This is a genomic window from Brevundimonas sp. A19_0 (assembly GCF_017744255.1).
Lineage (GTDB): Bacteria > Pseudomonadota > Alphaproteobacteria > Caulobacterales > Caulobacteraceae > Brevundimonas.
Genome location: NZ_JAGHQP010000021.1, coordinates 14,167 through 28,843 on the forward strand (window position 1 = coordinate 14,167; position 14,677 = coordinate 28,843).

The following is a 14,677-nucleotide window of genomic DNA, read 5'->3' on the forward strand; positions in this document are numbered from 1 at the left end:
CGCAACCGTACCGGACGCTCTACAGCGAGCTTTCCAGCACGCCCTTCATCCAGCGCGGATGCTCGAGCACGCGGCCGCAGCCGATGGCCACGCAGGAGAGCGGATCATCGGCAACCGACACCGGCAGGCCGGTGTGATCGCGGATCTCGGCGTCCAGGCCGCGCAGCAGCGCACCGCCGCCGGTCAGCATGATGCCCTTGTCGGCGATGTCGGCGGCCAGTTCGGGCGGGGTGGCTTCGAGGGCGACCTTGACCGCGTCGATGATCTGGCTGACCGGTTCGGTCAGGGCCTCGGCGGCCTGACGCTCGCTCATGCGCACCTCGCGCGGCACGCCCTGCATCAGGTCGCGGCCCTTGACCTCGATCGACAGGCCTTCGCCGTCGGCCGGGATGCGGGCGGTGCCGATGTCCTTCTTGATGCGCTCGGCGGTCGTCTCGCCGATCAGCAGATTATGGTTGCGGCGCATATAGCTGATGATCGCCTCATCCATCTTGTCGCCGCCGACGCGGACCGAGCGCGAATAGACGATGCCCGACAGCGACAGCACGGCCACCTCGGTGGTGCCGCCGCCGATGTCGACGACCATCGAACCGGTCGGCTCGTGGATGGGCAGGCCCGCGCCGATGGCAGCGGCCATGGGCTCGTCGATCAGGCCGACGCGACGGGCCGAGGCGTTAAGGCACGAATCATTGATGGCGCGGCGCTCGACCGCGGTGGCGCCCGACGGCACGCACACGATCACCTTGGGGTTCACGAAGCCCTTGCGGTTGTGAACCTTGCGGATGAAATGCTTGATCATTTCCTCGGCGACTTCGAAGTCGGCGATGACCCCGTCGCGCATCGGACGGATGGCTTCCATGTGACCGGGGGTCCGGCCGAGCATCTGTTTGGCCTCGATGCCCACGGCGTGGACGATCTTCCGTCCACCGACGTTTCTGAGGGCCACCACTGACGGCTCGTTCAGCACGATGCCCTTGCCCTTCATATAGATCAGGGTGTTGGCCGTGCCGAGGTCAATGGCGATGTCGTTCGAGATCATGCCGAAGAGATGCATAGGGGTGGGATACCGTTCCGGGTTGGGCCTTTTTGGGGCGGTCAGCGATTATGTCCGCTGCGACGAAGCCCCGCCCCGACACGCATCCCCACGCACGGGCCGTCCTGATCGATATCGCCGAGCCGACCGTGGCCCGTTTGCCCTTATGGGACAGGGATTACAAGCCCTGAATCGGCCCGGCGCATCACGAGACCGTCGTCAGGCGGCGACGGGCTCCAGCCCCTCGGCCTTCAGCATGCGCTGCATGGCCGGACGCTGTTGCACGCGGTCCAGATGGGCGTTCAGCTTCGGGAAGCGGTCGGCGTCCAGCAGCTTCGCCTGACGCGCCCAGCGGGTGAAGACGGCCAGATAGTTGTCAGCCAGCGTCCAGTCGTCCCCGAAGACGTACGGCCCCTCGACCAGACGCTGTTCGGCCAGGTCGTATTTGGCCAGCGCCTGTTCAGTGGCGTCGTCCTTGGCCTGCCCTTCCAGCGGCGGGCGGCTGAACAGCACCTTGCCGATCGCCGGGTGCAGACTGGAGGCCAGCCAGCCGTTGAAGGCATCAAAGCGGGCCATGGCGAAGGCGTCGCCGACGGGGGCCAGCTTCTTGTCCGGATGGGTGGCGGCGACCCAGCCGAGGATGGCAGCATTCTGGGTGATCACACCCTGATCGGTCTTCAGCGCCGGCGTCACGCCCGCCGGATTGATGGCCAGATATTCGGGCGTCTTCTGCTCGCCCTTCTTCAGATCGATCAGCTGCATCTCGTAGTCGAGGCCGGCTTCCTCGAGCGCGGAATGGGTGGCCATGGCGCAGGCGCCGGCGGAAATGAAGGCCGTCAGGGTCATGATGTCTCCTTTGTCTATGCAAGACCAACGGTCAGATAGAGGGACGGGTCCATATTGCAACCGGTTCAGTTGCGTTTAGCCTCCCGGCGCTTCACCCATTCGCGCACGCCCAGCATCAGGGCCAGCCAGACCACGGCCACGCCCGCGAGGATCAGACTGGTCCAGGTGCCGTCGCCGCTGGCCGCCGCCGCGACCGCTCCGCCGAAGAAGGCCACCAGCGCCGTCTTGGGCAGAACCCCCAGCGCACAGCCCAGCAGAAAGGGAACGAAGCCCGCGCGGGCCGCGCCGAAGGCCATGTTGACGACGATGAAGGGCGCCGAGGGCACATTGCGGATCATGAAGCTGGCGTAGAAGGCGTTGCGCCCGACGAACCCCTTCAGCCGGGTGACGGTCTTGCCGCCCCAGCGATCCAGCAGCCGGGCGGTCGGTCCGCGCCCCATCCAGTAGGTGACGCCCGCCGACACCACCGTCGCGGCCCAGCTGTACCAGAACCCCAGCGACGGCCCGAAGGCCACCACACAGGCCGCGATCAGCAGGAACTGCGGCGCCCCGATGAAGGCCGCGCCGACGAACAGCGCCACGGTCGCCAGAAACGCCCACGGCCCGCCGGCATAGCCCTGCAGCCAGGCCTCGAGCCGATGCTCGGCCTCCAGCCCCAGCGCCGCCTTGCCGAGCAGCAACAGGCCGACCACCGCGCCCAGCAGCACAGCCGTGGCCAACGCCGCCCGCCAGCGGGCCGCCTCCATGTTCAGCACAAAGTCGAGGATGCGACGGATCATTCGTCTTCGGTTACCACCGGCTCCGGCGACAGGCGAGCCTCACATTGCTCCGCTTTCCCCGACTGCTTAAGAAGGGGCCTCTCCCCTCCCCGTCTGCGAGTCCCTGTCCATGTCCGAGCTGCAGTCCAAGGCCCTTGCCCGCGTGAAGCCGTCGGCGACGCTGGCCGTCACCGCCCAGGCGCGGGCGCTGAAGGCGGCGGGACGCGATGTGATCGGGCTGGGCGCCGGAGAACCGGACTTCGACACCCCGGACAACGTCAAGGAAGCGGCCATTGAGGCCATCCGCCGGGGCGAGACCAAGTACACCGACGCCGACGGCATGCCTGAGCTGAAGGCCGCCATTGTCGCCAAGTTCGCGCGCGAGAACGGCCTGACCTATGCGACCAACCAGATCCATGTGGCGGGCGGCGGCAAGGCGGTGATCTACAACGCCCTGGTCGCCACCCTGTCGCCGGGCGATGAGGTGATCGTGCCGGCGCCCTACTGGGTCAGCTATCCCGACATGGTCCTGCTGGCGGGCGGCGAGCCCGTGCGGGTGGTGGGCGAGGAAGCCGACGGATTCAAGCTGCGGCCCGAGGTGCTGGAGGCGGCGATCACGCCCCGCACGAAGTGGCTGATCCTCAACAGCCCGTCGAACCCGACGGGCGCGGCCTATACCGCCGCCGAGCTGGAGGCGCTGGCCGAAGTGCTGCGTCGCCACCCGCAGGTGTGGGTGCTGACCGACGACATGTACGAGCACCTGATCTACGGCGACTTCGACTATGTGACGATCGCCCAGGTGGCGCCCGACCTCTATGACCGCACCCTGACGGTCAACGGCGTGTCCAAGGCCTATGCCATGACCGGCTGGCGCATCGGCTATGCGGGCGGGCCGAAAGCCCTGATCGACCTGATGCGCAAGGTGGCCGGGCAGACAACCTCGAACCCGTCGTCGATCAGCCAGTGGGCGGCGGTCGAGGCGCTGAACGGACCCCAGGACTTCATCGCCGAGCGCGGGAAGGCGTTCGAGGCGCGCCGCGATCTGGTGGTGTCCATGCTGAACCAGGCCCACGGCATCCGCTGCGCCACACCCGAGGGGGCCTTCTACGTCTATCCCTCGATCGACGGTCTGATCGGCAAGGCGACTCCGGACGGGACGGTGATCGACAGCGACGACACCTTCGCCAGCGCCCTGCTGGACGCCGAGGGCGTGGCCGTCGTGCAGGGCTCGGCCTTTGGCCTCAGCCCCTATTTCCGCATCAGCTATGCGACCAGCGACACCGTGCTGGAAGACGCCTGCGAACGCATCCAGCGCTTCTGCGCCAGCCTGCGCTAGTAGACCCGGCTGACGGCGTAGTCGGCCAGCAGGTCGAGGGCGTCACGCCAGTCGCTGGCGGGCAGGACCGTCAGGGCGGCCTTGGCCTGATCGGCATAGTCGCCGGCGACGTCGAGCGTGGCCGAAAGGGCGCCGGTGCCGACCACCCGCTCGCGGGCGCGGGCAAAGTCGTCGTCGTCGCGGGCGGACTTGTCGAACAGTTCGGTCCAGAATCCGGCCTCGGCGCCGCGCGAGCGTTCCATGGCCAGGATCAGCGGCAGGGTGACCTTGCCTTCGCGGAAGTCGTCGCCGGCGTTCTTGCCGAGCGCCGCGGCCGTGCCGCCATAGTCGAGGGCGTCGTCGGCAAGCTGGAAGGCGATACCCAGTGCCATGCCATAGTCGCGCAGGGCGGTGACGGCGGCGTCATCAGCACCGGCGCCCACCGCACCCGCCTCGGCGGCAGCGGCGAACAGCTCGGCGGTCTTGGCGGTGATGATCTGGAGATAGACATCGGTGTCGAGGTTGATGTCATGGGCGCGGGTCAGCTGCAGGACCTCGCCCTCCGAGATCACGCTCGAGGCCCGGGCCAGGGTGCCCAGCGCGCGCATGGAGTCCGTCTCGACCATCAGCTCGAAGGCGCGGGCGAACAGAAAGTCCCCGACCAGCACACTGGAAGGCGCGCCCCAGATCAGGTGCGCGGCGACCTTGCCCCGGCGCAGGTCCGAGGTGTCGACCACATCGTCGTGCAGCAGGGTGGCGGTATGGATGAACTCGACGGCGGCGGCCAGCTTGAGCGGGTTCTCGATGCCCCTGTCTCCGCCCGAGGCCCGCGCCGCCGCGATGGTCAGCATGGGGCGCAGCCGCTTCCCGCCCGCCGCGATCAGGTGATCGGCCAGCGCCGGGATCAGGGGCACGTCCGACGCCATCCGGTCGCGGATCAGCTGGTTGACGCGGTCCATGTCGGGCTGGCTGAGCCGCACGATGGGCGAGACGTCTCCGGCGGGGCGGCGAACAGGATCAGCAACAGCGTCCAAGGCGGTACTCGTGATGGGCAATCGGGGAGAGAAAATTCAGCGCCCGTATTGCCGGAGCGGGTGCGGGCGCACAATGGTGACCGGGCCATGAAGGGTCAAGACGCGTGACGGTCGCAGCCTCCTCTCCCGAAATCCGCGAAGACGCCCTGCTGGGCGGGCGTGTGCGCCTGCATCAGCCGGTGCGTGGCTATCGCGCCGGCATGGATGCGGCCCTGCTGGCGGCGGCGGTCGCGGCCGGGCCCGGCGAGCGGGTGATCGAGGCCGGCTGCGGCCCCGGTGCGGTGCTGACCCAGATTGCCGCGCGCTGCCCGGAGGCCGCCCTGTTCGGGCTGGAGCGTGAGCCGGAGATCGCCACCCTGGCGCGGCGAAACATCGAGGCCAATGGTCTGGACGACCGGGCCGACGTCCGGCTCGGCGATGTCGCCACGGGTTTCCGGGCGCTGGACCTGCAGCCCTTTGACTGGGCGATCAGCAATCCGCCCTTCTTCGACGACCCGGGCCGCATGCGCCCGCCCGCGCCGGAGCGTCGCGCCGCCTGGATGGCCGATGACGGTCTGGCCGCCTGGACCGGCTTTCTGCTCAAGGCCGTGCGCGAGGGCGGGCGCATCGTCATGATCCACCGAGCCGAGCGGCTGGGGGACATTCTGGCCCTGCTGGCGCCCAAGGCGGGGTCGTTCGCCGTCCGACCGATCCATCCCTTTGCCGACCAGCCCGCCAAAAGGGTGCTGGTGCAGGCGATCAAGACCGGCAAGGGCCCGCTGCGCCTGCTGCCGCCGCTGGTCCTGCATGACCGCGACGGGGCGCCCCACACCCCCGAGGCCGAGGCCATTTTGCGCGGCGAGGCGGCCCTGCCCTTCTGAACGACTTCTCGACCCGGCCCGGACGGGCTATCCCGGGGCCATGACCCTGCGCCCCCTGTTCGTCACCCAGATCTATCAGTCCGAACTGAGCGAAGCCGGACTGGTCCCCGAGCTGGCCGACGCCTGTCGCCTGCTGGCGGTCGAGGACGGTGCGGGCCGGGCCTGGTGCCGCGAGCACCGCTATCCGGGCTATACCTCGTATGGTTCGCTGAACGACCTGCCGAAACGCATGCCCGAGTTCGAGGCGCTGAAGCGGGAACTGGATCGCCATGCGAAGGCCTATGCCGGGGCTCTGAACTTCCAGCTGGCCCGCAAGCCGAAGCTCGACAATCTGTGGGTAAATGTCCTGAAGCCCGGGGGCGGCCACACCGGCCATATCCACCCGCATGCCGTGCTGTCCGGCACGGTCTATATCGAGGTGCCCGAGGGCGCCTCCGCGCTCAAGCTGGAGGACCCGCGCCTGCCCATGATGATGGCCCGTCCCGGCGTGGTCCCCGATGCGCCCGAGGCCGAACAGCCCTTCGTCTATCTCAAGCCCCGCCCCGGCACGGTGCTGATGTGGGAGAGCTGGCTGCGCCACGAAGTGCCGCCGAACGGTGCAAGGGCCGAGCGCATCTCGATCAGCTTCAACTACGCCTGAGGCTTCAGTGGGCCACCGCCCCGTCGGGCAGATGCTCCTTCTCGTGGCGCCCCAGTTTGGTGACCAGGGTCTGGGCGGCCTGATTCATGCCGCTGACCTCGACCACGGCGCCCTGGCGGCGATAGCGGAACACAACCTTGTCGACGGCGACCACGCCGGTGATGTCCCACAGATGGGCATCCGACATGTCGATCTCGACGCGCGTCGGATGGCCGTGGTGCTCGAAGCTGGCGGCAAAGACATCGGCCGAGGCGAAGAACAGATTGCCGCTGACCCGGTATTTCAGCTCGCCCTCGGGCGAGTCGACCTCTTCGACCACCACGGTCTTGCCGACCTTGCGCATGAAGAAGATGGCCGACAGCACCACGCCCAGCACCACCCCCTTTGACAGGTCATGGGTCAGGACCACGGTGAGCGTCGTGGCCAGCATCACGGTCGACGACTGGAACGGCATGGACCTGAGCCTGAGGATCGAGCCCCAGTCGAAGGTGCCGATCGACACCATGATCATGACCGCCACCAGGGCGGCCATGGGAATGCGGGCCACCCAGTCCTGGAGCAACAGGATGAGCACCAGCAGCAGCACCCCGGCCCACAGGGTCGAAAGGCGCCCGCGCGCGCCCGAGGTCACATTGATGATCGACTGGCCGATCATGGCGCAGCCCGCCATGCCGCCGAAGAAGCCCGCCGCGACATTGGCGATACCCTGACCCCGGGTCTCGCGATCCTTGTCGGACGGGGTGTCGGTGATGTCGTCAAGCAGATTGGCAGTCAGCAGGCTTTCCAGCAGCCCGACGAATGCCAGCGTCCCGGCGACCGGGGCGATGATGGCCAGGGTCTCCCATGTCAGGGGCACCGTGGGGATGTGGAACATCGGCAGGGTTGTCGGCATCTCGCCCATGTCGCCCACGGTTCGGACATCCAGCCCGCTCCAGATGACAAAGCCACTGATGACGATGATGGCCACCAGCGCCGACGGCACGGCCTTCGTCAGGCGCGGCAGGCCGTAGATGATCGCGAGGCCTGCGGCGACCAGGGCCCAGGTCTGCCAGCCCATGCCGATCAGCTCGGGCAGCTGGGCCATGAAGATCAGGATTGCCAGCGAATTGACGAAGCCCGTCATGACCGAGCGCGACACGAACTTGATGTAGCGGCCCAGCCGCAACAGGCCGATGCCGATCTGGAAGATCCCGGTCAGGATCGAGGCGGCGAACAGATATTCCAGCCCGTGGTCGCGGACCAGGGTCACCATCAGCAGGGCCATGGCCCCGGTCGCCGCGCTGATCATGGCCGGACGCCCGCCGGCGAAGGCGATGGTGATGGCGATCACCACACTGGCGTACAGACCGACCGCCGGATCGACCCCGGCGATGATGGAAAAGGCGATGGCCTCGGGGATCAGGGCCAGGGCCACGACCGTGCCAGCCAGCAGATCCTTGCGCGGATGGGCCAGCCACTGGGCGCGGGCCGATTGGAAGACGGACATGAAAGGTCACACAACAGACGACCGGCCGCGCCCATACGCGGGGTTCAGACAGGGGCCGGTTTCATTGCTCCGGCGGATCGGCGGCCGGAATAGCCACCCGCAGGCCCCTCAAGGGCGCGGGTCCAGGTTGCCCGCCCTGTCGCATGCTGCACCGCAACAGGCAAGGGCGGCGGGCCGCCAGCCCGCGACATTCCGCCCTTTACGGCCACGCTGGACCTCGCTGCGGATACGGCACATATCATGAACATATGGCCCGTCTCGACCTGCGCAAGAAGCTGGAAATCCTCGCCGATGCGGCGAAGTACGATGCCTCGTGCGCGTCGTCGGGGGCGGGCAAGCGGAACTCGGTCGGGGGCAAGGGGATCGGCTCGACCGAGGGGATGGGCATCTGCCACGCCTATACGCCGGACGGGCGGTGCGTCAGCCTGCTGAAGATCCTGCTGACGAACTTCTGCATCTATGACTGCGCCTATTGCATCAACCGGGTGTCGTCGAACGTGCCGCGGGCGCGGTTCTCGGTGCAGGAAGTCGTCGACCTGACCCTGAACTTCTACAAGCGGAACTATATCGAGGGGCTGTTCCTGTCGTCGGGCATCGTCCAGTCGGGCGACTATACGATGGAGGAACTGGTGCGGGTCGCGCGGATGCTGCGCGAGGAGCACGACTTTCGCGGCTATATCCATCTGAAGCTGATCCCCGAGGCCGACCCCGATCTGGTGGCGCAGGCGGGGCTGTATGCCGACCGGCTGTCGGCCAATATCGAACTGCCGCGCGACGAGGCGCTGGCCCGGCTGGCCCCGCAGAAGGACGCCGGGGTGATCAAGAAGGCCATGGGTCAGGTCCGCCAGCGGGTCGAGGCCGCCCGCCCGGCGAAGAAGGATCGCAAGCGCCCGCCCCGCTTTGCCCCCGGTGGCCAGTCAACCCAGCTGATCGTCGGGGCCGACGGCGCGCCGGACGGGGAAATCCTCGAGCGGTCCGCCTCGCTTTATGGCGGCTATGGCCTGCGCCGGGTCTATTATTCCGCCTTCAGCCCCATCCCGGACTCGTCGGCGCAGCTGCCGCTGTCGAAGCCGCCGCTGATCCGCGAGCACCGGCTGTACCAGGCCGACTGGCTGATGCGGTTCTATGGCTTTTCCGCGCCCGAGATCGCCTCGGCCACGCCCGACGGCATGCTGGATTTAGCGGTCGACCCCAAGCTGGGCTGGGCCCTGGCCAACCGGGCCAGTTTTCCCGTCGATGTGAACGTCGCCGAGCGCGAAACCCTGTTGCGCGTGCCCGGCCTAGGCGTGCGCTCGGTCGATCGCATCCTGAAGGTCCGGCGCTACCGGACGCTGCGGCTGGAGGACATCCAGCGGCTGACGCGCAGCCTCGACAAGATCCGGCCCTTCATCACCACGCTCGACTGGACCCCCGGTGGCCTGACGGATGCCGCCGACCTCAAGGCGCGTGTGATAAAGGCGCGTGAGCCCGAACAGCTGAGACTGTTCTGATGCGCACCGTGCGGCTGGAGTCCGAGACCGATCTGGACGGCTGGCGCGAGGCCGCGCGCGGTCTGCTGGCCGAGGGCGTCCAGCCGGCCCATGCGGCCTTCCGCACGGGAATGACGACTGCCGGCCTGTTCGAGGAGGCCGCGCCCCCCTCGCCTGCCCCGGCGGGTTTCGCCCTGACGGTGCCGCGTGCCTTTATGGATCTGGCGGCTGCGGTCGTGCTGCACCGCTCGGTGGACCGGTTCGACCTGCTGTACCGGCTGCTGTGGCGGCTGCAGCAGGACCGGCACCTGCTGAACATCGTCTCGGACCGCGATGTCGCTGACGCCTTGGAGCGGGCGAAGAACGTCAGCCGCGCCAGCCACAAGATGAAGGCCTTCGTCCGCTTTCGCCGGATCGAGGACGCCGGCGACGAGCGCTGGATCGCCTGGTTCGAGCCCTCGCACCGGGTGCTGGAACGGACGGCCCCCTTCTTCCAGCGGCGGTTCACGACCATGCACTGGACGATCCTGACGCCCGACGGCACGGCCGACTGGAACGGCGAACATCTGACCTTCGGCCCGCCCGCGACGAAGGATCAGGCCCCGGAGGGCGACGATGTCGAGGAGTTCTGGAAGACCTATTACGCCTCGACCTTCAATCCGGCCCGGCTGAAGACGAAGATGATGCAGAGCGAGATGCCGCGTCGCTACTGGGCCAACCTGCCCGAGGCGTCGCTGATTCCGGAACTGGTGGCGCGGGCGGCGGTTCGGGAAGAGGCCATGGTCCGTGCGCCCGCCACACCCGCCAACGCCCGCCTGTCGCGCGCCACCGCGCCGGTGGTCGAGCGCGCTGCGAGCGATGAGGTAGTGCCGACCTCTCTCCCCGCGCTGGAGGCTGCGGTCCAGGGCTGCCGGCGTTGCCCCCTGTGGCGCGACGCCACCCAGGCCGTCTGTGGCCGGGGGCCGACGCAGTCCCCGCTGATGATCGTGGGCGAGCAGCCGGGAGATCAGGAAGATCTGGCCGGCGAGCCCTTCGTCGGCCCCGCTGGTCAGGTGCTGGATGCCGCGCTGGCCGAGGCGGACCTCGACCGGAACGCCGCCTGGATCACCAATGCGGTCAAGCATTTCAAACACGAGCCGCGCGGCAAGCGGCGCCTGCACAGGACTCCCGACGCCGGGGAGGTCCAGGCCTGCCGCTGGTGGCTGGAGGCCGAACGGGCCCTCGTGAAACCCCGACTGATCGTGACGTTGGGCGCGACGGCCGCGCTGGGCGTGCTGGGCCGCAAGATCGCGGTGACGAAGGAGCGGGGCCGCCCCGTCCGGCTGGACGATGGAACGGCCGTCCTGCCGACCGTGCACCCGTCCTACCTCCTGCGCCTGCCGGACGCGGCAACGCGCGAGGCCGAGCGCGCCCGCTTCATCGCCGACCTGAAGGCGGCAAAGGCATTGCTCGCGACCGTCTGATCCCCCGGGCGGGCGTTGCCCTTCGCCCCCGCAGTCGCTACATCCCGCCCCAACCTCCCCCCCACACGATATCAAGGGCGCACCGCACTCCATGGCGCAGCAGTACATCTTTCAGATGCAGGGTCTGACCAAGACCTTCCCCGGCGGCAAGAAGATTTTCGAGAACATCTGGCTGTCGTTCTACAACGACGCCAAGATCGGCGTGGTCGGGGTCAACGGCTCGGGCAAGTCGACCCTGCTGAAGATCATGGCCGGGCTGGACAAGGAGTTTCAGGGCGAGGCCAAGGCCGCCGACGGCATCAAGCGTGGCTATCTGGAGCAGGAGCCCCAGCTGGACCCCAATCTGAACGTTCGCGAGAACGTCGAGGCCTGGTGCGAGGAGAAGCAGTGGGTGAACCGCTTCAATGCGGTGGCGGGCGAGCTGGGTGAAAACTACACCGACGAACTGATGGAGGAGATGACCTCCCTCCAGGAGAAGATCGACGCCGCCGACGTCTGGGACATCGACAGCCGCATAGAAATGGCCATGGACGCCCTGCGCTGTCCGCCGGACGACTGGGACGTGACCAATCTGTCGGGTGGCGAAAAGCGTCGTGTGGCGCTGGCCCGCCTGCTGCTCAGCAAGCCCGACATGCTGCTGATGGACGAACCGACCAACCACCTGGACGCCGAGTCGGTGGCATGGTTGCAGCACCACCTGGAGAACTTCCCGGGCTGCGTGATCCTGGTCACCCACGACCGCTATTTCCTGGATCAGGTGACCAAGTGGACCCTGGAGCTGGACCGCGGCAAGGGCCACCCGCACGAGGGCAACTATTCCAGCTGGCTGGAAGCCAAGCAGAAGCGCGTGGTTCAGGAACAGTCCGAGTCAGAGGCCCGTCAGCGGGCGCTTACCCGCGAACTGGAATGGGTGCGCTCGGGCGCCAAGGCCCGCCAGGCCAAGTCCAAGGCCCGTCTGGCCGCCTATGAGCGCATGGTCGACGAACAGGAAGCCGCGCGCGGCGCCCAGACCCACGCCCACATCCAGATCCCGCCCGGGCCGCGTCTCGGCAATGTGGTGCTGGAGGTCGAGGGACTGGAAAAGTCCTATGGCGACAAGCTGCTGTTCAAGGATCTGACCTTCAAGCTTCCGCCGAACGGCATCGTCGGCGTGATCGGCCCGAACGGCGCCGGCAAGTCGACCCTGTTCAAACTGATCACCGGCCAGGACCAGCCCGACGCCGGCAAGATCCGCGTGGGCGAGACGGTCAAGCTGGCCTATGTCGACCAGTCGCGCGACGACCTGAAGCCCGACGAGACCATCTGGCAGGCCATCTCGGGCGGCACCGACGTGATGATGGTCGGCAAGCGCGAGATCAACACCCGCGCCTATGTCGGCAGCTTCAACTTCAAGGGCGGCGACCAGCAGAAAAAGGTCGGCCAGCTGTCGGGCGGTGAGCGCAACCGGGTGCACCTGGCGCGCACCCTGGCCACCGGCGGCAATCTGATCCTGCTCGACGAACCGACCAACGACCTGGACATCGAGACCCTGCAGAACCTCGAGGAGGCCCTGGAGGAATTCGCCGGCTGCGCCGTGGTCATCTCCCACGACCGCTGGTTCCTCGACCGTCTGGCCACCCATATCCTGGCCTTCGAGGGCGACAGCCACGTCGAATGGTTCGAGGGCAACTTTGAAGCGTACGAGGAAGACAAGAAGCGCCGCCTCGGCACCGACGCCCTGATCCCCCACCGGATCAAGTTCCAGAAATTCGGGCGGTAGGGGAAACGGATCTCCCTCGACACAAAAACTACATTCCTCTCAGGGCTTTAGGGGTTGGCGCATTCGTGAAGGTGCCATAACGTGGGTCCGGGGGGCGTGAAGGATGCCCCGGCATGTCGCCTCTGGCTGTCCCATCCGGATGTCCTGATGGCGCAGGAGGGGGATTATATGGCGATCATCACCGGAACGGGCGGGGACGACACACTCGTCGGCACAGACGGCGCGGACACGATCAATGGCGGGGACGGCTCGGATGTGATCCGCGGCCTGGGCGGCAACGACCGGCTGTTCTCGGGGCCCTCACCCTACCCCATGGGGGTCGACTGGGTCTTTGGCGACGCCGGCAATGATGAAATCAATGGCGATGCGGGGCGCCAGATCCTGCTCGGCGGGATCGGGGCCGACACGCTCTATGGTCTTGGCGACACCGACTACCTTTTTCACCACGGCGGAGACACCAGTAGCGCCCGGACGCCTGGCCCCGTGCTCTTTTTTGGCCAGAATTTCGGACCGCTGGGATTTACCTTCGACCCTTATGCCGAGGATTATGCGGTTGATCGCCTTTATGGGGGCGAAGGGGCGGACCTTGTTTTTGTCGGGCTTGGCGACATCGCCGACGGCGGCAGCGAGACCGACGTGGTGGTCGTCAGCCTCCTCGGCCTTAACAACGGCATCACCTACACGCACCAGACCAACTGGCAGTCGCAGCTTTCGACCCTTATCGGGGGCAGCCTGACCAACTTTGAGGGCTACTACCTTCGGGCGACCGACCAGGCTGATCATCTGACCGGTGTCAGCTATGTGGCGGCCGGCCGCGGCGCGGACACGATCACAGGCACCGGGCTCGACGACCAGATCGCGACCTCGGGGTGGTGCTTCACCGACGATGTCACCGGATCACTCGGCGCACTCGCCGACGACGGAGACGCCGACTATGTCGACGCAGGCCTTGGCAACGATACCATCTACGCGGGGCTGAATGATCGCACCTACGGTGGCGCCGGGAACGATGGCGTTTATGTCAGCCTCGTTCGAGCGACGTCCGGTGTGAACATCGACCTTTCCTCGGGCGATCTGGCGCCGCTGGCCGAGGCCATGAACGGCGTCCTGGACGGCATTGAATATCTCCGGGGCGTATACCTCACAGATCATGCCGACGTGTTTGTCGCGCGCCCCGGGACCGAGGTCGGCTCGTCGAACATTCAGATATACGGCGGTGGCGGGAACGACCATCTGAGCGGTACCGGTTACACCGACCTGCTGGATGGCGGCACCGGGGATGACGTCCTCGAGGGCGGGCGTGGAAATGACCGGATGTACGGCGGCACGGGCAACGACATCTACTATGTCGATGTCCAGCAGGATCTGGTGTTCGAGAACGCGGATGAAGGCATGGACACCGTCTACGCTTCCTCCAGCTTCTACCTGTACGACAACATCGAGACGCTGATCCTTACGGGCACCGCAAACAGCTTTGGCGTCGGCAATGCTCTGGACAACACCATCAACGGAAACGATGGCAGGAATCTTCTGCTGGGCGGAGGGGGCAACGACCAGATCACGGGCCATGCCGGCAATGACAATCTGTTCGGCGAAGCCGGTGATGACGAAATCTATGGCGGGACCGGCATCGACTATCTGGTTGGCGGAGCCGGAAACGACTTCCTGTCCGGCGGCGACGACGCCGATGCCCTGTATGGCGAGGACGGCGACGACTATCTCGAAGGCGGCAATACCTTCCACACCGACATCCTGGTCGGCGGTGAGGGCAAGGACATCCTGCGCGGGGACTCCAGCCTGGCCGATTACGACCTGATGGACGGGGGCGCCGGCGATGATCTCTACTGGGTCGACACTGGCGACGACCTGACGTTTGAAGCCAGCAATGGCGGCACCGACACCGTCTATGCCGATGTGCGGGTCGAGAACGCGGGCGTCTATCTCTATGCCAACGTCGAGAACCTGGTGCTGGTCGGGACCACGGCCTTCGGCGTCGGCAACGGCCTGGCCAATC

The 14,677-nt window shown here is 67.1% G+C and carries 11 protein-coding genes, 1 pseudogene and 1 other annotated feature; of the genes and pseudogenes, 7 read left to right on the forward strand and 5 right to left on the reverse strand.

What is annotated here, in order from left to right:
- Positions 1 to 19 precede the first annotated feature (19 nt).
- The 3 genes from J7346_RS13635 to J7346_RS13645 all read right to left on the reverse strand — a co-directional run bounded on the left by J7346_RS13635 (position 20) and on the right by J7346_RS13645 (position 2,658).
- Positions 20 to 1,054 (reverse strand): rod shape-determining protein, encoded by a 1,035-nt coding sequence (locus J7346_RS13635; RefSeq protein WP_209120518.1) that lies wholly within the window; start codon positions 1,052 to 1,054, stop codon positions 20 to 22.
- Positions 1,055 to 1,252: 198 nt separating this feature from the next.
- The gene (locus J7346_RS13640; protein WP_209120519.1) at positions 1,253 to 1,879 is read right to left on the reverse strand and encodes a glutathione S-transferase C-terminal domain-containing protein; all 627 of its coding nucleotides are present in this window, start codon (positions 1,877 to 1,879) and stop codon (positions 1,253 to 1,255) included.
- Between the two features lie 65 nt (positions 1,880 to 1,944).
- Positions 1,945 to 2,658, reverse strand: coding sequence for a VTT domain-containing protein (locus J7346_RS13645; protein WP_245157885.1), 714 nt, complete (start codon positions 2,656 to 2,658; stop codon positions 1,945 to 1,947).
- A gap of 109 nt (positions 2,659 to 2,767) precedes the next feature.
- Here J7346_RS13645 and J7346_RS13650 point away from each other — a divergent pair, with 109 nt between their 5' ends.
- Positions 2,768 to 3,973: a pyridoxal phosphate-dependent aminotransferase gene (locus J7346_RS13650; RefSeq protein ID WP_209120520.1), complete on the forward strand. Its 1,206-nt coding sequence runs from the start codon at positions 2,768 to 2,770 to the stop codon at positions 3,971 to 3,973.
- On the opposite strand, the gene J7346_RS13655 is transcribed toward J7346_RS13650, so the two are convergent.
- Positions 3,970 to 4,986: a polyprenyl synthetase family protein gene (locus J7346_RS13655; RefSeq protein WP_245157886.1), complete on the reverse strand. Its 1,017-nt coding sequence runs from the start codon at positions 4,984 to 4,986 to the stop codon at positions 3,970 to 3,972. The two genes, J7346_RS13650 and J7346_RS13655, sit on opposite strands and share 4 nt — an antisense overlap.
- Before the next feature lie 104 nt (positions 4,987 to 5,090).
- Between J7346_RS13655 and J7346_RS13660 the strand changes: the two genes are divergently transcribed.
- On the forward strand, positions 5,091 to 5,846 hold the full coding sequence (locus J7346_RS13660) for a methyltransferase (RefSeq protein WP_348521514.1): 756 nt from the start codon (positions 5,091 to 5,093) through the stop codon (positions 5,844 to 5,846).
- Between the two features lie 40 nt (positions 5,847 to 5,886).
- Positions 5,887 to 6,486: a TIGR02466 family protein gene (locus tag J7346_RS13665; protein WP_209120521.1), complete on the forward strand. Its 600-nt coding sequence runs from the start codon at positions 5,887 to 5,889 to the stop codon at positions 6,484 to 6,486.
- A 4-nt stretch (positions 6,487 to 6,490) separates the two neighbouring features.
- Here J7346_RS13665 and J7346_RS13670 read toward each other — a convergent pair whose 3' ends face one another.
- Positions 6,491 to 7,972, reverse strand: a complete 1,482-nt coding sequence (locus tag J7346_RS13670; RefSeq protein WP_209120522.1) for a SulP family inorganic anion transporter — start codon at positions 7,970 to 7,972, stop codon at positions 6,491 to 6,493.
- 63 nt (positions 7,973 to 8,035) lie between these two features.
- Positions 8,036 to 8,099 (reverse strand) — a sequence feature (sul1 is cis-regulatory element that is thought to sense ions involved in sulfur or methionine metabolism; They are found in Alphaproteobacteria).
- A 121-nt stretch (positions 8,100 to 8,220) separates the two neighbouring features.
- Between J7346_RS13670 and J7346_RS13675 the strand changes: the two genes are divergently transcribed.
- The 4 genes and pseudogenes from J7346_RS13675 to J7346_RS13690 all read left to right on the forward strand — a co-directional run.
- Complete coding sequence (locus J7346_RS13675; RefSeq protein WP_209120523.1) at positions 8,221 to 9,462, forward strand: putative DNA modification/repair radical SAM protein; 1,242 nt, start codon at positions 8,221 to 8,223, stop codon at positions 9,460 to 9,462.
- Entirely contained in the window at positions 9,462 to 10,904 is a 1,443-nt protein-coding gene (locus J7346_RS13680; protein WP_209120524.1) for a UdgX family uracil-DNA binding protein, read from the forward strand. The genes J7346_RS13675 and J7346_RS13680 overlap by 1 nt, the downstream gene beginning before the upstream one ends.
- 91 nt (positions 10,905 to 10,995) lie before the next feature.
- Positions 10,996 to 12,663: an energy-dependent translational throttle protein EttA gene (ettA, locus tag J7346_RS13685; RefSeq protein WP_209120525.1), complete on the forward strand. Its 1,668-nt coding sequence runs from the start codon at positions 10,996 to 10,998 to the stop codon at positions 12,661 to 12,663.
- A 168-nt stretch (positions 12,664 to 12,831) separates the two neighbouring features.
- A pseudogene (locus tag J7346_RS13690) lies at positions 12,832 to 14,677 on the forward strand (hypothetical protein); the annotation flags it as partial.

Excerpts from the sequence above, each read along its gene's own strand:
- J7346_RS13635 (WP_209120518.1), bottom strand. The coding sequence starts at position 1,054 with ATGCATCTCTTCGGCATGATCTCGAACGACATCGCCATTGACCTCGGC.
- J7346_RS13640 (WP_209120519.1), bottom strand. The coding sequence starts at position 1,879 with ATGACCCTGACGGCCTTCATTTCCGCCGGCGCCTGCGCCATGGCCACC.
- J7346_RS13645 (WP_245157885.1), bottom strand. The coding sequence starts at position 2,658 with ATGATCCGTCGCATCCTCGACTTTGTGCTGAACATGGAGGCGGCCCGC.
- J7346_RS13650 (WP_209120520.1), top strand. The coding sequence starts at position 2,768 with ATGTCCGAGCTGCAGTCCAAGGCCCTTGCCCGCGTGAAGCCGTCGGCG.
- J7346_RS13665 (WP_209120521.1), top strand. The coding sequence starts at position 5,887 with ATGACCCTGCGCCCCCTGTTCGTCACCCAGATCTATCAGTCCGAACTG.
- J7346_RS13670 (WP_209120522.1), bottom strand. The coding sequence starts at position 7,972 with ATGTCCGTCTTCCAATCGGCCCGCGCCCAGTGGCTGGCCCATCCGCGC.
- J7346_RS13675 (WP_209120523.1), top strand. The coding sequence starts at position 8,221 with ATGGCCCGTCTCGACCTGCGCAAGAAGCTGGAAATCCTCGCCGATGCG.
- J7346_RS13680 (WP_209120524.1), top strand. The coding sequence starts at position 9,462 with ATGCGCACCGTGCGGCTGGAGTCCGAGACCGATCTGGACGGCTGGCGC.
- ettA (WP_209120525.1), top strand. The coding sequence starts at position 10,996 with ATGGCGCAGCAGTACATCTTTCAGATGCAGGGTCTGACCAAGACCTTC.